Source organism: Rothia dentocariosa ATCC 17931, assembly GCF_000164695.2.
GTDB lineage: Bacteria > Actinomycetota > Actinomycetes > Actinomycetales > Micrococcaceae > Rothia > Rothia dentocariosa.
Genome location: NC_014643.1, coordinates 1320410 through 1341447, shown reverse-complemented (window position 1 = coordinate 1341447; position 21038 = coordinate 1320410). Strand labels below are relative to the sequence as shown.

Below are 21038 nucleotides of genomic sequence, written 5' to 3'. Positions count from 1 at the left end.
GTTCCATGCTTCATGGTAGTGAAACAAATTTTATGATTTTATTTATTTATTAGACACTTTTGTGAGGAATATTTCGCATTAACTTCACACTGTTCACCTACCACCCAAAACATGAGAGGGGCGTGCCATGATGGCCGAAGTATGTGCTGTCCTCAAGGCGCGGTCCTTATACTTTCACGCAGGAGGCTAGAGGTTTCCTCCGAAGAGGCCAACTCACAAAGCACGCTACAATCAACCTATGCCACGACGAGTCAATCGCCACCTCTTCACACCACCCCTGCCCCAGCGCGCGGGCATAGACCCCGTATCGCTGACTCTGCCCGCGCATCCAGCGCTGCATGAGACGACCCAGGGGGCGGATGCGCACCCCAGCACGGTGGCTCAATACCTCATTACCCGGTTCTCGCCCGAAGACCCCGCAACAATCCTCGACTGTTTCGCTCGGCACGAGGTGCGCACCGATGACGGCACGATCCTCACCGACCAATCCCCGTATCTGCCCGGTCTGAGAATCTGGTACTACCGCCCACTTCCCGAAGAACCGCCGCTGCCGGATGACCTTCCGGTTCTCTATGAAGACGAGCATCTGCTCGCCGTAGATAAGCCACACTATCTTCCCGTTACCCCGCGCGGCGCCTATATCGCACAGACCGCGCTCACCAAACTGCGGGTACGCAAGAATAATCCTCTGCTCACGCCCGTTCACCGGCTTGACCGCCCCACCGCGGGGATTTTACTCTTCGCCAAAACCCGAGACGCACGCGGCCCCTTCCAAACGATGTTTCAGAACCGGCAGGTCACCAAAACCTACCTTGCTATCGCCCCGGCGCCAAGCGAGGACCTGCGCGAAAGCATGCTAGGCGAAGGCGTACAGGTGCGCAGCCACATCGACAAGGATCGGAATATTCTACAGGTGCGGCAATACTCGGCCCGCGAATGCGAGCGCGCGGGTCTTAGCGTAAACGCGGAAACTCTGGTACGCATCCGAGAAATCTATCAAGCACCGCAAAGTGTTCCTCTCAAATCTGGCGCACAAAACCCGTATCTGCCCTATCCGGCGCCCGGCGAAGAACTCGCCCTCTACGAACTCACTCCGCACACCGGCAAAATGCACCAGCTGCGGGCGCACTTGAACCTGCTCGGAACCCCGATCTTCGGCGACGTTCTCTACCCGCAGGTTCTGCCAACAGCACCAAACGATGCGTCTGTGCCGCTGCAGCTTCTAGCGCATCGTCTTGACTGTGTACACCCCTTCACGAACAAACCGCTCACCCTGTACAGCGCACGCACGCTTTCTCTCGCACCGCGAAATGTGGCACGACCCAAGCACCAATAATGCGATAATGTGGTAGCACCTCGCCTCTCGTGGCAGTATCGTAGGTAGCTTTCATAAGCAAGGAAGAAAGAACGTGACCTCCAACCACCCTTCTGAAACAGTCCCCAGCACCGAGCATGCACAACGCGCCTCGCGTGCCGCCGACTCTATCCTCAGTCGATACACCCGCCGCGTTTTTGGCGTACCCGGAACCCTACTCGGGGCAGTACAGATGCCCGAATCGCGTGGCCTAGGAGCACGGTTTGCCGAATGGCATTACTGGTGGCAGGCGCACTTACTCGACTGCATTATAGATGCGGGCGAACGTGCCGTCCGTGAAGGCGACACCGTACAAGCCCAGAACATGCTCGCCACCGCCAGGAGCGTGGTACGCGGCATCCATACCCGCAACCTGGGATTTGCAAACGACTTCTATGACGATATGGCATGGTTGGCGCTCGCCGTGGGGCGGCTCAATAGGCTTAGTAAAACAATAACCGGCGCCTCGGACGTTACGGCGCAGGATGCCGGATCGGTACTCTTTGAAAGGCTTAACACCGGCCTTCATTCCTGCGGCGGCATGAGCTGGTCCAAAGGCAAACGAGACTTCTGCAATACCCCGGCAACCGCTCCCACGGCTCTTGCTTTTGCGCGCATCGGGCAGATAAAAACCGCGCAGAATCTTATGTCCTGGCTCAATGACGTTCTCTGGGACGGCGACCGTATGCTCTACTTCGACGGCGCTAACCTGCGCCCGCAGGATGTGATGGTTGATGACATTACCGGCCGCCGCGATGTTCCCCTCGACGTAGAACGCAATATCTACACCTACAATCAGGGCACAACCCTAGCGGTGCTTCTGGCGCTTGCGGAATCCTCGGAGATTTCAGACGACCGCCGTGAAGAATACCTGCTGCGCGCCGAACGCCTGATCGTCGGAATCGTCAAAAACCTCAGCGAAGATTTCGAGTTCTCAGACGGTTCACACCACCTCGTACTCCACTCCGGTGACAACGGCGATGGTGCGCTCTTCACCGGTATTCTGGTGCGCTACCTAGCGCAAGCGGCAATGTCCACCATGCTCAGCCCGGAGGCACGATCCCTGGCGAGCGCCCTTGTATACGGCAGCGCTCGCGCTGTGTGGGAGGGGCGCCGCGAATTCGACCCCACTCTGCCGCTGAATGAACCGGGTATTGATCCGAACGAAATTCGTGACCGGGCGATCGCTATTTTCTCGCCGAAGTTCACCGTATCCGCACGCGATGCGCTCGCCGCAGGTAAGCCCGTGGAACTATCCGGTCAGCTTCAGGCGTGGATGACTCTGGAGGCCGCCGCCCGCCTGAGCGCGGAAGACTAAGGTCTTTTCCAGGTCTTGGTGGGGTGCGCCGCTTATCAGACCCGTCCCGTCATAGCCCTAACACGAGGTGAGACGGCGCGGGTCTGCAGATGCTCTGACGTGCTGCGCCTGTATAATAGCCGTGCGCATCCTCCCCGGAGTAAGCGCATTTCCCCCTAGTCGTACCCGTATATTTCAAAGGCACAGATGAACAACGAGTTCCCCAACCCCGACTTCGGTTTTACCGTCACGAGCCGCCTTGCCGAGACCGCATCTCCGTCTGCCGAGCGTGTTGAGGCTAATGGCGGGCAGTTTTTGGGGCGCACGGGCGTGATCCGCACCCCGCACGGCAATATTGAGACTCCCGCCTTCACGCCCGTGGGTACGAAGGCGACCGTGAAGGCGGTGCTTCCCGAAGCGATGAAGGAACTCGGGGCGCAGGCGCTTTTGGCGAACGCCTACCACCTGTATCTGCAGCCCGGACCCGAGATTCTAGATGCCGCCGGCGGGCTGGGGCGGTTTATGAACTGGGACGGGCCAACCTTCACCGACTCCGGCGGATTCCAGGTGATGAGCCTGGGTTCGGGGTTCAAAAAGGTGATTGACATGGGAACCGTTGCCGATGCGAAGGGTGCCGACGGGCGCCCGATTGGTGACGACGATGTGGCTCACGGCAAGGAGCGCTTGGCGCATATTGATGATGACGGCGTGAATTTTAAGTCCCATATCAACGGGTCTATTCACCGTTTCACCCCCGAAGTTTCAATGCAGGTGCAGCATCAGATCGGGGCAGATATCATGTTTGCCTTCGACGAGCTGACCACTCTGTACAATTCCCGCGGATACCAGGAAGAGGCGCTGGAACGCACCCGTCTGTGGGCGCTGCGCTGCATTGCGGAACATGAACGGCTCACGGATGAGCGCACGGGCAACCCCTACCAAGCACTTTTTGGGGTGATTCAGGGCGCGCAGTATGAGGATTTACGCCGCAAAGCCTGCCGCGATTTAGGCGATATGCCGTTCGACGGGTTCGGTATCGGGGGCGCCCTCGAAAAGGAGAACCTGGGCATCATTGTGCGCTGGTGCGCCGAAGAACTCCCGGAGGCTAAGCCCCGCCACCTGCTGGGTATTTCGGAACCGGACGATATTTTTGTGGGGCTGGAAAACGGTGTGGACACCTTCGACTGCGTCTCGCCCACCCGCGTGGCGCGTAACGCGGCGCTCTACTCCCCCACCGGGCGTTTTAACGTGACGAATGCCCGGTTCAAGGCAGATTTCTCGCCCATCTATGAGGGGTGTGACTGCTATACGTGCGCACACTATACGCGCGCCTATCTGCGGCACCTGTTCAAAGCGGATGAGCGGCTGGCAGCAACCCTCGCCTCCATTCACAATGAGCGGTTTATTGTGCGCATGGTCGATGATGCGCGCGCCGCGATCGCCGACGGCACCTACTTTGAGTACCGTGACGAATTCCTCGGTAACTATTACTCTGGTAAGAAGCCCTAAATCAACGACCGTCACGGAGTGTACGATGAGCATCACTAAGGTTCCCGACGAAGAACTTCTCATCTTCGACCATGAGATTGCCGCCCCCGTCGAGCAGGTTTTCGGGGCGTTTCTGAACCCGAATCTGCTGCATCGCTGGTATGGGCCGACGGGGTGGCGTACCCGTGCCGAAGATATTGTGCTGGAACCTTATGTCGGCGGCATGCAGCGGCTATCGATGATTAACGAGCTTGATGCCTCGGTATCATGCGTTCTGCAGAGTCGGTTTCTCGCTATTGATCCGCTCAAGGAGCTCGAATACGCTGAACAGCTTCCGGACCATTTAGGGAACCCCGGAGGCGTGGTCATCTATCAGCGATTCCGCTTTTTCCCCGAGACGGTTATTACCCCCGAGGGCGTGGGCGAAGGTACGCGCATCACCGTGGAGATCGGCCCCATGCCAGTCTCGGTACACGAGGAGGTACGCGCCAGCTGGCGGTCTACCTTCGCGCGGCTGGATGCTCTACTCAAAGAGGATACGGCATAGGCTCAAGCGGTCTTGAGACTTTTGCAGCAGGAAAAAACACCGTAACCGGCCGTCAAATGACCTCGCACAATACGGGTGGGGAGCGGACAGCTCTGTTACAAGAAACTGTCCGCTCCCCACCCGTATTTTATGAACATTAGCGAAGCATTAATCTTCGGACTGATATTCCGGGTTCTCCGGGTCGAGTTCGTTATAGGCACGCATGGCAGCCTCTGGGTCGTCCAGACGCGCCGTGATCTTGATATTATGCCCTTCCACAACGCATTCGGGTGCACCGCGATCGGGGGTATAGTCCAAGAACGGACGCCAGTAGCAGGTAGCATCCTGAATGCGCATAACCCAGTGCTGGGTCTGGTTATCGGGCGTGGGGGTGCTGTTGATGTACTGGGTCATGATCGACATGGCGTAATCGCAATCCACCACGCCATCAACCACACGTAACTGTGCGTTGCTGCCCCTCAGGTGACCCTGCTGGCTAATGGATCCGCAAGTCTCCCCTGCACGGCGCACGTTCGTGGGATTACCCGCGTTTGGGTCAGCCGATGCGGTGGTGACCGTACCCGTCTTGACCGCTCCCGGAGAAGTCCACACCTGGGCGGAATTCGAGGGGTTCGGTGCGCTGCTTGAGCTTGCGGAAGGCTGCATGGTGGAGTCATCATTGACCACCGGAGTGCGCTCAGGCATAACAGGTTTCACGCTTGTACTCGGGGTTGCCGATGCGCTGCGGCTCGCAGAGCTGCTTTGATGCGGGGAGGAGGCGCTGGCAGTGTTCTGCGCGTTCGTATCGCCGCCGCCCGAGCAGGCGGTCAGCGCCAGCAGGCAGGCGGCACCAAGAGTCACGAAAGAACGAGTTTTCATAGAGATCTCCTCAACAGTGGGGACATAGTTTCATTGTACAACCGTGCAGGAATTCTCAAGATCTTCATGAAGGTTGCGCCACTTCCCTGCGGCGACCCTGCTATGCCTCGCTTGCCGTTCCATCCTTCGGCTTCATGCCTTCTGCATCAGCATCATGATTTATTCCACGTAAAAAGGCTCTTGATGCGAATAAAGCGTTGAAAATCCCGCTCCATTCGTATCAAGAGCCTTTTAATGGCGTACCCCGAGCAATTATCCAGAGAGGTTCGGAGAGTTATCCCTCTGACTATGACAACAGCTGATCGAGGATGCCCGGAAGGTCATAATCTGTATGAGCGTTATTAAAGGTCGTCTCTTTCTTGTCGATTTTCATCGGCTGGGTGTTAAACCCTTCTCGTGTATACCAGTCGTGACCGGCTGTAGCCGTGTTGAGAGCATCCCACCATTCCGGTGTAGTAGCGCCTAGAGTATCTTTTTCGTTCACCCACCAGAACATAGGCTGCGATTTAATGTTCTGCGGTGCCTGAGTCTCCATGCGCCCATTCTTTCCACCGCCACCGCCAACCATGATGGAACCACCGCCGGAACGCCAGGTTCCCTGCTGATCGGCATCAAGCTCATAGGTGATAAATTCGGCGCCGCCAGAGTATCCCATAAGCCACACTTGCGACTCATCTATATCTGAATCGGCGATAAACTCCTGGGCAAAACTGCGGAAGTAGTCGCCATTCCCATCAGCGTTTTCCCACCAAGTGGCGTAATCATTTGCTTTATTTGGGTCGAATTCATCGGGCGTATCTACGGAGACAAAGACCTTGTTGTGTTTCTGAGCTGCATTCGCCATACCTTGCATGGTGTCACCTTTAGGGTTGTAGAAGAAAGAACTATCTACGTCGTCCCGGTTATAGTCACCATCGAAGTAAAACACCACGCCCACGGGCTGTGACCAGTCGATATTATCGGCGTAAACGTGGTACTGCGAACTCACATTTTGGGGTGAGGTATAGGTCAGGTTAGTTCCCGATTGCACCTCTGCCTGGGCGGGGGCTGCCATAACCGAGCCAATCAGGGCGGGAACTGCGAGCGCAGTTAGGGCTGCAGTACGCATCTTTTTCGTAGACATAAGTACTCCTCAATTTTTATAACGATAGTTTTTCATAGTGTGTGATTAATATGATGCTTTCCGTCTTTTGATACAGAGTGCATACGAGGAACACTATCATCAAAGTTTTTATAGTGATATGAAATATAATTAGTATTATTTTCTTTCACGAGCCGTACACATGGTTCTCTAAGTGCTTTCTGGATATTCTAGCGTTCGCACTAAGCCATATACTATTCTCAAAATTTACATACCCTGCTATCCTTTTAAACTTTGAGAAAACTATAAAATATTATTCATATACACTAAAAAGGTTCTTAGCGTGAACAACGCCGGATATCTAGCGTTGTGTTCACACCAAGAACCTTTTTCTGCGGTCTCAAGCCAGAGAAAAGCTACTGCGTGAGACAGCATTTTTCTCAAATAAATAACCGACTATTTATCAAAGGGTTTTCCAACAACATCGGTAGCGATACCTTCAAAGAACCCTTCCATCTGCCAGGCACCATCAAGATACCTCGCCTTAAGGGTCCCAGTGGAGTAGACAGTCTGCCCCCAACCATCAGTATTCTCAGGAATTTCATGCACTTCTCCGTTACGCACGTAGAAGTCTCCATGAAACATTTGTAATTGATAAGGCCAAGAATATTCTTCACCCTTTTTCTCGGGGCGATCGGATTCTAACCTATACACGAAGTTACCTGACTCCTCCCAATACTTACCCTCACGCGTTTCTTCCAAAAGAGCAATACTTTTAAAAAGCTTCTGATCGCCCTCAGTCATTCCAGACTGCTTAATATACGTATCGTCACCCGTTTTCATGGCATAACTTATTCCAGCCGATGCATATGCCCAGCTATAGTACAGCCCAAGTTCAGAGTTCTCACTCATTTCTTGAGGCCTTTTAGGATGCGGCCACCCATATCCCTGCTTTTCGCGCGTGGAATACATATAACCCTCGCCCGTATACTCCATATCCGCATTATTAAGCTCCACATCGAATCCTCGCTGGAAGCTATTCCGCCTGCTTGGACTGGCACTGGGCGAAGCGCTTGATGAATTTTCTGATGACGACGAAGAAGACGTGGAACTCGCGGATGAAGAGCTTGCGAGAGGCGAAGCAGAGCTTTCGGTATTTGACGCATTCCCACCACATGCACTCATCAAGACAGCCCCAGCACCAGAACCAAGGAACAGGAGCGCGGTACGACGATTAACAGCTAAAGATAACATTGCTTAACCCCTCTCTAGGGTGTATTCAGTGAGAAACTAGACATATGTAAAGTATCATAGGTCACATATATCTGGTCGGATTGCCTCAGACTCTGCACTGTGACCTTAACTACTCCTTATGCTTACCCTCACCCTAAACGCTCTCTGCCTACCGACTCCTCTTCTAGCCGCATCTAAGCGCGATGGATGTGCCCCGTGCGGTTACGCGCCAGCACATACAGCAGCAGGTTCACCACCGCCGCACCGGTTGCCGTCGCGCCGCCGATCATGACAATAGTGCGCGCATCCCCCAGTATTCCCGGCGTACCGAGTAGGTCACCCACAAGCACCATCGAACTAAACAGCGAGCCGATAAGAGCCCAGCACTGCCCCTGACGATGCTCGGGCACCTGCATATACACCATGTCACGAATACCCATATTGTGGATCGAGTTGAAGAACCCGCCTACCAGAAACCCAGCTCCCACAATCCAAGGATTCGCCACCAGCCCTTCCAGCAGAATCGCGGCGCCAATAAAGAATCCACCCCACAAAATCGCGTTCACCAGCTGCGGCTTGTACCATCCGCGCCCGTAGAAAACGCTGGCGATGAGCGCCCCGACAGCCCACATCGCCAACACGAGCGAATACTCGAAGGCAGTGTTCGTGATGGATTGCAGGTAGAACACCCCGGCGATGCCTTCCATCGTGGTGGAAGCGACCACGACCGCCATCACGGGTAAGAAAATCACGAGGGCGCGAGCGCTGGAAATAGCCGAGAATCCTAGGAAAATATCTTTCAAACTATCGCGTTTAATCGCATCGGAAAGTTCATGACCGCGCCGTGCTGGCACGTTAAACCAGGCGATGACTGCTGCAATCAGCAAGAGCGCCGAAGAGCCTACTATAGTGGCGGTCATGTTCCAGGTGGCGAAGAAGGCGCCCACAGGCGGGGCTACGATCGAGCAGAATGAACCGATTCCCACAATAGAGGCGGATGCGCTCAACGGGGTCATACCCGGCGCCTTCGGCAGTAGTTTGAATTCGGCGGCGTTAGTGAGATTTCCGGCGGCTCCATTGAGCACGCTCATGGCAATGATGGTGACCGGATGCGGGAAAAACGCGATGACTGCCGCGCAGAGTGCGGAGACGGCCAGGGAGCCAGACCAGCAGGCTCGACCCGAAAAACGATCGGCAACCCAGCCTGTGAAAGGACCGAAGAGTATGCCGGTGAAGAACCCGCCGACGGCCATGACGGTGAGCCACCAGGGTTCGGCAATGCGCGAGATATAAACAATGAGGATCAACCCGAAGGATGCGTCCGCGAATCCATCGATCAGGGTGATGAGCAGAAGGGGAGTTTTGAAGTATTGAGTTAGTTTTTTCATGCTTTCGTTTCGGTTCAGAGGGATAGTGGCCTATGCCTCTGCGCCGCCGAATATCATCTGCTGCATGATACACACCTCCTCACGTGGTATTTTGCCTTGCACCCTTGCGGATAAACCGCCGGGCATGTTTTCTGCATCACATTGTATACAATAGGGCGACCAGACTACCGGACTTCACTCACCCCTAACCGCACATACCACGAGCAGATAGCGCTCGGTTATCTTTTCGTCAAAATACTATCTGCTCGCGGTCAAAGTGCTACGGCATATACTGCGCCAAAAGCTCCCGCTGCTCGGGGGTGAGGCGCGCGAGGCGGGCGGCAGGTGCATCCCAAAAAGCCAACACAGTGAAGGCACGCACGCACTCAGCATGATCCACCGGGGAATAGATACTATAGCCCACTCGCACCGAGGCGGCGCTCACCTTTTCGATACGCACGTTTACCTCTAATGGCTCGCCCGTATAGGGAAGCTGCCCCAGATAACGCACCCCGTGTTCGGCGATAAGGGCCTGCACTCCATCGGGCATGGTTTCAAAAAGCGGGATGGGCGGCGCGGGCAAATTCTGCGGTTTCTGCCCCGAAGACGGTGGCGGCCCGAAGACGGCGATGCGTGCCTCTTCGAGAAGGCTCAGTATTGCAACGTTATTGACGTGTCCGTAGGCATCCATATCACCCCAGCGCGGCGGTACCTGCACGGTCAGACCGGATTCGCCGGTCATCGAAGTTGCTGGGTTCGCAGTGGATTGATGTGCGTTCATACTCTTAACTCTACCTTGTGCATTTTTATGCATAAATACGTATATGGGTAAAGTTTTACAGTCGTACTTCCCCTAACTTGCACTACTATTGGGCCTATGCAGCACGCTATAAGAAATTCTCGCTAGATCGTCATCTGCTGATACCAAAACATCTTAAATAGCCTTAAAAATGATGTTCCCCGGAAGCATCACCGCCTCCGGGGAACACCCAACACACAGACATTTGAACGCATACAAGATCATACGGTTCACCAATAACTATAGACCCTCTTGTAAGCCTATGATGCATTATTGCGGGTTTGTTACAGAAAAACTTTTTGTGAATTTCGCGGCCTTTCGGGAATACCCACAAAACCTTCAAGTACTACATGATAGATAAAATCATCATTACTTGAGGTTTCCCCTGCAAATTATTATGGTGATGGCTGCGGCAGAGCACCCATCACCCCGCACTTCAGCGACGAAACCCAGCATGCGCCGCATCAGCAAAGCGCTCTAGCGGCCGAATTTGGAGGCGGTCTTCAACGCTTCCTCTTCCTCCTCTAAGGCTGTGGCGTGCTCGGCGGAAGCCTGCTGTGCTTCGGCAAACGCATCCTCATCAACCGTGAGTGTGTGTTTCACACGCGCAAAGTACACAATCGTCAGAACCAGGAAGTACCCCACGCCCACAATCGCGGGAATGAGCGAACCGCGCACCATAAACAGGGCAACCCACACGGCGAAAAGCACCATGATGCCCACGCCCGCCGTAACGCGCCCGCCCCACAGACGGAATGCCGAGCTTTTGCCCTCAACCCGCCGGTACACAATGTACGCGAGCAGAATCAGCACCCACACGGTGAGCGCACACACCATAATCAGGAAGATCATGGAGAGGAATGCTTCTTGCGGGCTGAACAGCGCCAGCAGAATAGCGATAACAACGCCGCTGGTGGAAACCCATACGGCACGCGAAGGCACCCCGGAGGCGTTCACCGCTGCCAATGCGCGAGGCGCCATACGGTCGGTCGCCAGCGAGTGCATCAGGCGGGCACCGGCATACAGGTTAGCATTTGCCGAGGACAGTGCCGCAATGAGCACCACAAAGTTCACGAAATGCGCCGCGCCCGTAATGCCCAACTGATCGAAAACCAGAACGAACGGGGAGGTTTCGACCTTCTCGCCCAGCTCGCCCGCCGAACGCCACGGAATAATCGACACCACAATAAACAGCGCCAGCACATAGAACGTTGCCAAACGAATCATCATAGCCTTCGCACTGGAACGCACAGATCGGGCAGGATCCTTGGCTTCTGCGGCGGAGATAGAGATCATCTCAATACCGCCGAATGAGAACATCACGACCGCCAGTGAAAGCCAGACCGAGCCGAACCCGTGAGGCATGAACCCGCCATCATTGACAAGATTAGCAGTGCCGACCGCCGCATGTGAGGGCAGTCCGAAGAATACCAGGCACAGACCCACCAGAATAAAGGCGATCACCGAAATAACTTTGATGGACGACAGGAAAAATTCGAGCGCCCCAAAGGATTTCACGCTCGTGATATTCAGGATAATAATTGCGACACCGAATACTGCGATGCCCGCCCACAGAGGCAGCTGCGGCCACCAGTAATTCAGGTAGGTAGCCACAGAGACCAGTTCCACGCCGGTGATGACCACGGTTGCGGTCCAATAGGCTAAGCGTGTGAGAAACCCGGCATAGGGACCAAGGTACCTGGTGGCGATAGCGCCGAAACCGCCTCGCACCGGATAACGCACCGCCATCTCGCCAGTGGCCGCGCCTATGACGGAGGCGAGCGCCGAGCCGATAGCATACGCAAGAATAACGGCTGGTCCGGCCATAGCGATTGCCCGCCCGGACCCCAGGAATAGGCCGGTGCCAAGCGCCGAGCCCATAACGATCATGGTCATCTGTCCGTGCGAGAGGGAACGCTTGAGTTCGGCGCGGGCGGATTTATTGCGTGGTGCTCCGCCAGCTGGATGCGCAGCGCCGCTTCTATGCCTCTTAGCAGGTTGAGGGGTGTGGCCGTCGGTCATGTTTAAGCCTTCTTCGGGTTCTGAGTGCCTGGACTGTGATGTTGTGAAAATGTCAAAGAATGAGTGTGTTTCTAGGGTAGTACATCGCCCGTATTAACCGCGAGCAGATAGTATTTTGACGAGAAGATAGCGCTATCTTCTCGTCAAAATACTATCTGCTCGTGGTATAGCAACAGGCTATGCGTCTTCCTTCTGTTGTTCGGCAAGCGCGTCAAGATCGGCACGCGGGAAACCGCCGCGTTTTTTCGCCAACACCACGTAGAAAACGGAGATAATGGCGAAGAACACCACGCCCACCTGCACGGATACTACGGCGCTCGAATCGGGAAGCATGAAAAGAGCGACCAGTGTGGCAAGCACCCCGGCAAGCCCCACGCCCGCCGTAATGCGCCCACCCCAGACAGTGAATCCTGAGGAGTTCCCCTGGTGCTTCTTGTATGCCTGATAGGTCAGCAGAATCATAATCCACACCACCAGGACGCATAGGGTGACCAGGGCCATCAGCAGCTCGAAAATATTGCTGATTTCTGCCACCGCCATAACGGATGCGATCACCACACCCAGGAAAGAGAGCATAAGCGCGGTGACGGGCACGCCGTTATGGTTCGTGGTGCCCGCAAACGTGGGTGCCATTTTATCGCCCGCAAGCGCGTGGAGCAGGCGGGTTGCCGCATACAGCGAGGCGTTCGCGCCCGAAAGCGCGGCGATCAGAATCACGAAGTTGGTAATATCTGCCGCATAAGGAATGCCCAGTTCAGAGAACACCATCACGAAGGGCGATTGGCTGAGGTCTTTGCCGGTCTGCGCCGCCTGCTGCCAGGGCATCAGGCACAGAATAATCAACATCGAGAGCACGTAGAAACTGGAGAGCCGCCAGATCATGGCCTTGACACTGGTACGCACCGAACGCGCCGGGTTCTGCGCCTCTGCGGCGGAGATGGAAAGCATCTCAACACCGCCGAAAGAGAACATCACAATTGCCATCGAAACCCAGACGGCGCCGAGTCCGTTAGGAAGCAGCCCACCGTCGTTCACGAGGTTTGCGGTGCCCGCCGCAGTGTGTCCGGGCAGGCCAACGAACACAAGAAGCAGCCCCAGCACAATAAAGACGATAACCGCAATTACTTTAATGGAAGAGAGGAAAAATTCGAGGGCGCCGAAGGATTTAACGCTCACCAGGTTCAGGATGAGAATCAGGATGCCGGAGGCTGCCACCGTCACCCACAGCGGAATTGCGGGGAACCAATACGAGAAATATTTGCCAACCGCCACGAGTTCGGCGCCGGTCAGCGGCACGGTAGTTGCCCAATACGCCCAACGGCCAATATACCCGGCGTAGGGGCTGAGGTATCTGGTTGCGATAGTGCCGAACCCGCCGGGAACGGGGTGGCGAACCGCCATTTCGCCCGCGCATGCCGCGATAATAGCGGCGATCATGGACCCAACAGCGTAGGCGATGATAGCACCGGGTCCCGCAATTTTGATGGCGGAACCAGAGCCCAGAAAGAGGCCGGTCCCCAGGGCGAGACCCATCGCAATCATAGTCATTTGACCGTGCGAGAGGGAACGTTTCAGTTCGCCGTTTTCTGCCGGTGCCGTCTTAGGTGCTGAGGCGTCCTGTGCTTTACTCATCAGGTGGTGCTTTCCATTTTTTCGTTCATCGGTTGGGCGCCTGCCCTCGTATGTCGCGTCGAAACCGAGCGCGGCTCGGTACCCGGTCTGCAGCAAATGTGGCAAAGGCGTATCGAATAACTATCCCGCGTCGAGCATCATCTATGCAACTTTTTGCATGGGTTTGTGCGTGGCGAAACAGATTTTCCCTATGATTCTCAGAGTTTGGTTATTTTTGGGTGTTCCACGATGTAATGCAAATTTGTGCATAAGATGCGCCAACCACCGCACAAGGATACAGCGCCACAAATATTAATGGCGAGAAGCGGACAACCCATCCGCTTCTCGCCACATCATCAATTTTTCACGGCGGTGTGCGGCATCAGCCTAACCGTCGTACTCGATCTCGTGCCGTTTGAACCAGCCAATCACTGGGTAACTGATAGGCATGAGCACAATCTCAACCAGGCACTTATACACATACCCGACCAGGGTGTAGCTGATGAATTGATCCAAGCTGGTAATCCCCAGAATAGGCGAAGCAATCGCGCAGAAAATAATGGTATCCGCCAGCTCGCCCACGAGGGTTGAAGCGATCATACGCGCCCACATAAACCGCCCGGAGGTGGCCTTCTTCATGGCAACCATCACCCATGCGTTCAGAAGCTGACCTGTCAAATACCCCAGCAGCGACCCGGCAAAAATCTGCCATACGGGACCGAGAATAATGGCGAACGCCTCTTGATTCTCATAGTAGCTGGCGGGCGGCAGGGCAACAGTCAGCAGGAAGCATCCGGCAGCGAACGCCGCCGCCACAAACGAGGCGATAATAGCCCGGCGAGCGCGCTTAAACCCGTACACCTCAGAGAGCACATCGCCGAGTACATAGGCCAGCGGGTACAAGAAGAAACCACCATCACTGGGAATAAAGTTGCCGTTCGTGAACGGCGGAAGCTCAAATGGGAGCGGCCCGAATTCGATACCTTTCGTAGCCGCAATATTCGAAATAATCAGAATCACGCAGGATGCGCCCAGCAGCAGATCAAAATAGCTGCGGCGCTTCGCCCACGGCGGGGTCGTAATATCCTGCGGTGCCTTAGCGGGTGTAGACATAGTTCTCCCTGAAAGGTTTGATGTGAATGTTGTTTTGAGATTATGCTCGTCTGCCACCCGAGCACTCACTATCTTACCCAGTAACTCCGTTTGAGTGAGAACCTAAAAAGGCTCTTGAGGTGATAAAGCGTAGTTTCGCCGCTTTATTCGCATCACGAGCCTTTTTACGGTGCAGGCTGCCGCCTCTTAAACTAGAAATATGGGTCACCAAGAACCTGCTCGCTCATCCGTGCGCCGCACAACCGCGCACATCCCGCGTTTGCCCCGAAGCATTTCGGCGGCGATGCGCGGTGCCCGCCGCGCCGGTTCAGTTCTGGAACCCCTGCTCGTTTCCTCCAGCGAACTCATCGGGTACCTCCCCTATCGTGCCTACGGACGAACCCTGCACTATCGGGTCGATAACGCACACTATCTTGAAGCATCCCAGGCCGAACCGCCCGGAATTCTTTTCTTCTTCGACGGCGATTACCTGCTTCGTTCCAACAGCAGGCTGCTCAGCCGCGCCTCCAGTTTGCGCCGCGACCTCGCCGATATTGCCCGCGAACACCGTATGCTGTGCGTGCCCGTGCTGGCACCAGGGACCCTCGAAGCACCCGTTTTCAATGACCCCACAACCACCTGGTGGGTGCGCGCCCGCAGGAACGGCCGTGTTTTTCGTGCCCTTGCCGCCGACCTCGCCGAACGCTACGGATACGATCGCACGCGCATCTGGCTTGCCGGGTATTCGGGCGGAGCGGAATTTATTACCTACGAACTGCTGTCGCATTCCAACGACTGGCTGCTGGGCGGGGGCGCTTCCATGATCGGCGGAGGCGGTTCCGACGGTATTCCGCAGCGTTTCCGTGGGCCCAGCCGCTCCCTAAACGGGATGCTGCTCAGCTGGCATGTGGGAGACCGCGACGGCAAAGCACCGGCTTCTGCGGGCCAGATCTGGTCAGCGCAGCGTGCAGCTCATGAGGGTGAAGAATTTTACCGGGGACGGCAGGCACGCACTATGCTGCATATTTTGCCAAAGCAGGGACATCGTGGGTATCCGCTGACCTCTTTGATTCGGGACGATTTGCGTGCCGCCACACGACTGGGCTACCTCTAAGCCGGGGCTCCTAAATTTTCGGGCACAGCATTTTTACTCCTAGTCAGGGCGTGATGCGCTCGTTGAGAAATATCTCAAGTTTTTCGGTAATTTTTTGTGCCACAGTCGCAATTTATTGACGTTCTGCGGTAAAGTGTCACTATGCCTCGTATTTCTGCCGCAACAAACGCCGCTCAGCGCGAAAACACCAAACGTGCCATCCTCGAATCTTTCGGGAAGCTCCTCTACTCCCGAGGACTCCCCGGACTCACCATGACCGACGTCGCCAAAAACGCCGGTATTGGTCGCACAGCAGTCTACAATTACTTCGCTGACATGGGCGAACTCCTGGTTGCCTACGCCCTTGACGAAACCGAACGGTTCCTGCACGAACTTGATGAAGGGATCGCCGGAGTCACCAACCCCATCGATCAGCTCGCCGTCTATATTCGCTTGCAGATCGAAGACCTCGCCCGCAGGCACCTTCCCCCCGGGCCCGCCATGCGCTCCATGCTCTCACCCGAATCATACGCGCGCCTCGGCAAACACGTAAGCGAACTGCAAATGGTTTTGGCAAACATCCTCTCCGACGCCATCACCGAAAAATACATACCCGAAAACGACATTCGCGAACTTGCAATGCTCGTGCACGGTTCGCTCTCCTCAAGCGCCGGACGCACCGAAGACGCCCCCGACGTACAAACCCGCGAACGCCAGATTCAAAGTACCATCAGGTTCATCCAGATGGGGCTGGGCGCCCGGTTTGATGCAGACGGGAACCCCCTCAAAATCGAAGAAACTCAAGCAAACAAAAGCGAGAAAACGACCAACCTAACCGTCGCATCCTAAAGACACTCGCCCCCCCGTCCGGCAGAAAACGAACCAGTATTAAACGCGAAAGCCCCCGACTGCTACGTCAGGGGCTTTCTTCATCTCCACAAGCTGGCTACGAGGAGCGAGTGCGCATCCGGCTAAAAACCCGGAACCTGATCCAAATCAAGCACCCGCGCATACATCACCGCACGCCGATGCAAAGCATTACGCAACGCCCGATGCACCCCATCCTCCAGGTACAAATCATCACGCCACTTCACCACATGCGGAAACAAATCCCCATAAAACGTGGAATCCTCCGCAAGCAGCGTCTCAAGGTCAAGCGTCTTCTGCGTCGTAATCAGCGCATCAAGACGCACCTGCTGCGGAGGCACATTACCCCAATCAGCATGCGACAAATGATGCTCAGGATACGGGCGCGAAGAACCAACCTTCTTGAAAATCATATCTACATTCTAAAATGCCGGTCCCCCAGGCCGAAAAGCCACGCCCACAACACACGGCACAAAGCCACAATAAAACCCGGTCAGCACACCAAAAACAAAAATCCCCGACCTCGAAAACTCGAAGCCGGGGAAAGAGCGGAGGATGGGGGATTTGAACCCCCGAGGGCGTGAACCCAACACGCGTTCCAGGCGTGCGCCATAGGCCGCTAGGCGAATCCTCCAACAAAACACCCAAAAAGGGCGAACGGATAAAACTATACAGGGAACCCAACACTAAGGCAATTCTGCCCCAACGAAAGTGCCCAATGCCACTAGGTACCCCAAGGCCCCGGCACCAAGTTCACAACCACCACAAAATCAGGTAGACTGGTACGTGCCTCTTACGTGGCGTTATCTTGGAAAACTCCCCCAGGACCGGAAGGTAGCAAGGGTATTCGAGCTATGACGGGTGCGTAAGAGGTTTTTTATATCCAAAAACATTCGCAGCAGAAACACACCGTCATAGTGCGCTCACGCGCCCGCGCCGCTCACGCTTCGCGGCTTCAACCTCAGATTTATTTCCTCGCGCGCTCGGAATCTGAGGCTTCAGCGGTTGCGTAAGAGGTTTTATCGTTAAACTTCGGATGCATTACACAGTGCATCAGGCTGACAGGATTTCCCAGCTTTACAGGGACCCTGTCAGCTACGCTCGTTCCTCGCTTGCTGACATCCCTAGGCGCTTAGAAATCCTGTAGCCATGATGCACCTGCATCTCGTTTCCCTTGGGGCGGGAGGGGCAAGTGTCTCTGGGTTTCTAGTGTTTTTTGGCAAAATGATGTTTTCCGTTTCAGCGTCGAAGGTGGATTCTAGGTTCTTCTAGACTTCGGGAGCGTTTTCTTCAAGAGACTTATCTGAGATAACCTGCCTGCCATTTCTCACAGGCGAGAATTTAGGCATAAACCATCCCACGCCAGTAACGAAACCAAACCCCAAGCGCGCATCCGTGAACTAAAATAGTGTAGAACCCCGCGTCGTCAACCAGAAGGTCACCCGTGAGCACAGCACTCTACCGCCGTTACCGCCCCGAGACCTTCGCCGAAGTCATCGGGCAAGAACACGTCACCGAACCGCTCATTACCGCACTCACCAACAACCGCGTCAATCACGCCTACCTCTTCTCAGGTCCGCGCGGATGCGGCAAAACCACCTCCGCACGAATCCTGGCGCGCTGCCTCAACTGTGCCCAAGGACCAACCCCCACCCCCTGCGGCGTATGCGACTCCTGCCGCGAACTCTCCCGCGACGGCGGCGGCTCCCTCGACGTCATCGAAATGGATGCGGCATCCCACGGCGGCGTAGACCATGCCCGCGACCTGCGTGAACGTGCAACCCTCGCACCCGTGCGCGACCGCTACAAAATCTTCATCATCGACGAAGCGCATATGGTCACCCGCGAAGGGTTCAACGCCCTGCTCAAAATCGTGGAAGAACCGCCCGAGCATATCAAATTCATCTTCGCCACCACAGAGCCAAATAAGGTTCTCGGAACCATCCGCTCACGCACCCACCACTACCCGTTCCGGCTGGTACCGCCCGAAGTTCTTCTGCCCTACCTCGAAAAGCTCTGCGGCGAAGAGAACGTACCCGTCGAATCCGGTGTGCTTCAACTCGTCATCCGTGCTGGCGGCGGCTCCGTGCGCGACTCGCTCTCCATTCTTGACCAGCTTATCGCCGGTGCCAACACCGAATCCGGCATTAGCTACGACCGCGCGGTCGCCCTGCTTGGATATACGCACGCCCAGCTTCTCGACAACGTGATTGATGCGTTTTCCGCCCAGGATGCGCCTTCCCTCTTCGAGGCGGTCTCGCGGGTGGTGGCGACCGGGCAAGACCCCCGCCGTTTCGTCGAAGACCTGCTCGAACGCCTGCGCGATTTGATTGTGGTGCAGGCGGTACCACAGAATGCCGCGCAGATTCTGCAAGGCGTTCCCGCCGACCAGATAGAACGCCTCAAAACGCAGGCGCAAACCTTCACCACGGCCCAGCTGACCGGCGCGGCGAGCACCGTTAACGAAGTGCTTAATTCTATGACCGGTGCCACCAACCCGCAGCTGCAGCTTGAACTGCTATGCGCGCGGCTGCTGGTTCCTGCGGATAGCCCGGGCGGTGCTGGCGGCGATCTTACAGCCTTGACCTCGCGGCTGGATGCGCTCGAACGTCGTCTTGCCGCCGGTGGTGCGGGTGCGCCTCAACGTGGGGGACGCTTGGGGAATCCCGCAGCGGGGCAGGGGGTGCCTTCCGCCGTGCAGAATAGCGTATCGCCCAGCGCTGGCGGTTCCGCCGAACGTCAACCTCCCGCGCAGCATGCCGCTCCCCCGTTGGCGGCAGGCGGCGGAGCGTCAAAGAAGGCGGCTGGTGCCGAGGCTACGAACGCATCGGCACAGCATCGCGGCCCCGTTTTAGGGCAGAACACGAATCAGCAGGTGCCTAAGTCTGAAACTGAAGGCGAGCAAAAAGAGACGCCCCAGACTCAGAAGTCTCAGGGTTCCGCGCCTCAGAATTCCGCGCCATTGGCCTCTGCCGCAGAAGGTACAGGTTCGTCCGATGGTGCCCCTTCGGAGCCCAAACCGTCCCGTTCGGTTCCCTCAGAACCATCGGCCGCGCAGGAAACTCCCGTCAAGCGCGTTACAGTCGCGGATGCAGAAGACCCGCTTGCCTCGGTGCGTGCCAACTGGCGTGCCGTGATCGCGCGGGTGAGTGCGCCGGGCGCATCCGAAAAACTGTTGCAGGTTGAGCCCGTGCGTCTGATTAGCGGCGAACTGTATGTGCGGGCAGATATGCCTACGCTCAAGGCGGTTGCTTCTTTTGTGCCGGAGTTGAGCGCGCGCGTAAGCGATTTTCTCCGCAAGCAGGTGCGTGTGCGTGCCGAGGTTGCGCGTCCCCAAACCCAGCCAGATGCGCGCCCTGCCCAGGCACCCGCCGCGAACCAGAAGTCTTCTGATCCCGCGCCGATTGCTGACGGCCCGCGTGGCGGCGTGGATGCGTGGAACCGTCACGGGCAGCCCGTCTCGTCCGGGCAAGAGGCGGCATCACAGGGTACAACCAACGTGGATGCGCCCATTACGGCCTGGGAGGTCGCGCCTATCCCGCAAGATTCCGAGGATTCCTATCCGGATGATGCGGCTGAGGGCCAGCCCGCCGCAGCATCACAGCCCGGTTCTTCCCCGCAAGATACAGCGCCTCAAGATTCCCCGTCTCGCCCCAGCACATCATCGGAGGCGCAAGCGAACTTGCCTCCCGAAACAGAGCCTGTACCCCCTGAAATACCCGAAGATAGCGGGAATACGCGGGTTCCCAAGGGCGGTTTTGGCGAGCGCGATTCCTTCGCGGCCTCGGGCAGCGGGATTCCGCAGCAGGGTTCTCCGAGCTCGCACGAGCAGGGCGGGGATAACGGTAATACAGATCCCCAGGATGCCGGTAGCCATGATGAACCGGCGGACGATTCCGCGCCGGATCCGGGTCAGACGCAGGGTGAAGGCTCTTCCCCCTCAGTTTCCCTTGAGTCTGTAGATACCGCCGAGAACGCCGAGTTCAGCAATATTCCGGCGCCGAGCGCATCCGCACCGCTAGCTGCGGGGAATAATTCGGCTCGGGAGGCTGCCGCATCCGCCCCGGTCTCACCTTTACCACCCCTGGCTCAGCGACCGGATTCAGCGGCAACAAAACCCGAAGAACCGCCCGCCGAACCCGAGCAGGAGACTGCCCCGGCACGCGGACAACGCGGGCAGCAGGAGCAGAGCGATGAAGAAGACGTCGTTTCTGATGACGACGAGAGAATTGAGAATAGCGTTCATATCGGTTTGCGCGCCATCGAAAAGGTTATTGGCGGCAAGGTGATCGACGAACGGCCACTCCATCAGATTTAGCGCGGCACAAC

Annotated in this window: 16 protein-coding genes, 1 tRNA gene and 1 other RNA gene; 8 read left to right on the top strand and 10 right to left on the bottom strand. The window is 56.4% G+C overall.

The genetic code is table 11. The features are described 5' to 3' along the window. Positions 1 to 238: 238 nt before the first annotated feature. The 4 genes from HMPREF0733_RS05815 (at position 239) to HMPREF0733_RS05800 (ending at position 4686) form a co-directional block, all read left to right on the top strand. Positions 239 to 1336, top strand: coding sequence for a pseudouridine synthase (locus tag HMPREF0733_RS05815; protein ID WP_013398456.1), 1098 nt, complete (start codon positions 239 to 241; stop codon positions 1334 to 1336). 73 nt (positions 1337 to 1409) lie between these two features. Continuing rightward, on the top strand, positions 1410 to 2672 hold the full coding sequence (locus HMPREF0733_RS05810) for a glycoside hydrolase family 76 protein (RefSeq protein WP_013398455.1): 1263 nt from the start codon (positions 1410 to 1412) through the stop codon (positions 2670 to 2672). Positions 2673 to 2858: 186 nt separating this feature from the next. Further along, positions 2859 to 4160, top strand: a complete 1302-nt coding sequence (tgt, locus tag HMPREF0733_RS05805) for a tRNA guanosine(34) transglycosylase Tgt (RefSeq protein ID WP_013398454.1) — start codon at positions 2859 to 2861, stop codon at positions 4158 to 4160. Between the two features lie 25 nt (positions 4161 to 4185). Beyond that, on the top strand, positions 4186 to 4686 hold the full coding sequence (locus tag HMPREF0733_RS05800; protein ID WP_013398453.1) for an SRPBCC family protein: 501 nt from the start codon (positions 4186 to 4188) through the stop codon (positions 4684 to 4686). Between the two features lie 147 nt (positions 4687 to 4833). On the opposite strand, the gene HMPREF0733_RS05795 is transcribed toward HMPREF0733_RS05800, so the two are convergent. From HMPREF0733_RS05795 to HMPREF0733_RS05760, 8 genes are all read right to left on the bottom strand, one after another. Then, a complete protein-coding gene (locus tag HMPREF0733_RS05795; RefSeq protein ID WP_013398452.1) occupies positions 4834 to 5544 on the bottom strand; it encodes a hypothetical protein in 711 nt (236 codons plus the stop codon). A 286-nt stretch (positions 5545 to 5830) separates the two neighbouring features. Further along, the gene (locus tag HMPREF0733_RS05790; protein WP_013398451.1) at positions 5831 to 6667 is read right to left on the bottom strand and encodes a hypothetical protein; all 837 of its coding nucleotides are present in this window, start codon (positions 6665 to 6667) and stop codon (positions 5831 to 5833) included. 414 nt (positions 6668 to 7081) lie between these two features. Next, entirely contained in the window at positions 7082 to 7879 is a 798-nt protein-coding gene (locus tag HMPREF0733_RS05785) for a DUF6318 family protein (protein WP_244864653.1), read from the bottom strand. A gap of 173 nt (positions 7880 to 8052) precedes the next feature. Beyond that, positions 8053 to 9246 carry an MFS transporter gene (locus HMPREF0733_RS05780; RefSeq protein WP_013398448.1) on the bottom strand — a complete coding sequence of 398 codons (1194 nt, stop codon included), beginning with the start codon at positions 9244 to 9246 and terminating at the stop codon, positions 8053 to 8055. A gap of 259 nt (positions 9247 to 9505) precedes the next feature. Continuing rightward, positions 9506 to 10006, bottom strand: a complete 501-nt coding sequence (locus HMPREF0733_RS05775) for an acyl-CoA thioesterase (protein ID WP_013398447.1) — start codon at positions 10004 to 10006, stop codon at positions 9506 to 9508. A 495-nt stretch (positions 10007 to 10501) separates the two neighbouring features. Further along, the gene (locus HMPREF0733_RS05770; protein ID WP_013398446.1) at positions 10502 to 12046 is read right to left on the bottom strand and encodes an amino acid permease; all 1545 of its coding nucleotides are present in this window, start codon (positions 12044 to 12046) and stop codon (positions 10502 to 10504) included. A 177-nt stretch (positions 12047 to 12223) separates the two neighbouring features. Continuing rightward, a complete protein-coding gene (locus HMPREF0733_RS05765; protein WP_041321678.1) occupies positions 12224 to 13678 on the bottom strand; it encodes an amino acid permease in 1455 nt (484 codons plus the stop codon). Positions 13679 to 14044: 366 nt separating this feature from the next. Continuing rightward, entirely contained in the window at positions 14045 to 14770 is a 726-nt protein-coding gene (locus HMPREF0733_RS05760) for a queuosine precursor transporter (protein WP_013398444.1), read from the bottom strand. Between the two features lie 199 nt (positions 14771 to 14969). On the opposite strand from HMPREF0733_RS05760, the gene HMPREF0733_RS05755 reads away from it, so the two are divergent. Both HMPREF0733_RS05755 and HMPREF0733_RS05750 read left to right on the top strand, forming a co-directional pair. Beyond that, on the top strand, positions 14970 to 15863 hold the full coding sequence (locus HMPREF0733_RS05755; protein WP_013398442.1) for an alpha/beta hydrolase: 894 nt from the start codon (positions 14970 to 14972) through the stop codon (positions 15861 to 15863). A 141-nt stretch (positions 15864 to 16004) separates the two neighbouring features. Continuing rightward, entirely contained in the window at positions 16005 to 16691 is a 687-nt protein-coding gene (locus HMPREF0733_RS05750; protein ID WP_013398441.1) for a TetR/AcrR family transcriptional regulator, read from the top strand. A gap of 122 nt (positions 16692 to 16813) precedes the next feature. On the opposite strand, the gene HMPREF0733_RS05745 is transcribed toward HMPREF0733_RS05750, so the two are convergent. Continuing rightward, a complete protein-coding gene (locus HMPREF0733_RS05745; RefSeq protein WP_004006550.1) occupies positions 16814 to 17122 on the bottom strand; it encodes a type II toxin-antitoxin system VapB family antitoxin in 309 nt (102 codons plus the stop codon). Positions 17123 to 17258: 136 nt separating this feature from the next. After that, positions 17259 to 17343 (bottom strand) — tRNA-Ser (locus tag HMPREF0733_RS05740). Between the two features lie 150 nt (positions 17344 to 17493). Between HMPREF0733_RS05740 and ffs the strand changes: the two genes are divergently transcribed. Both ffs and HMPREF0733_RS05735 read left to right on the top strand, forming a co-directional pair. Then, an RNA gene (gene ffs / locus HMPREF0733_RS10675) (signal recognition particle sRNA small type) lies at positions 17494 to 17590 on the top strand. A gap of 563 nt (positions 17591 to 18153) precedes the next feature. Further along, positions 18154 to 21027 (top strand): DNA polymerase III subunit gamma and tau, encoded by a 2874-nt coding sequence (locus HMPREF0733_RS05735; RefSeq protein WP_013398440.1) that lies wholly within the window; start codon positions 18154 to 18156, stop codon positions 21025 to 21027. Positions 21028 to 21038 lie beyond the last annotated feature (11 nt).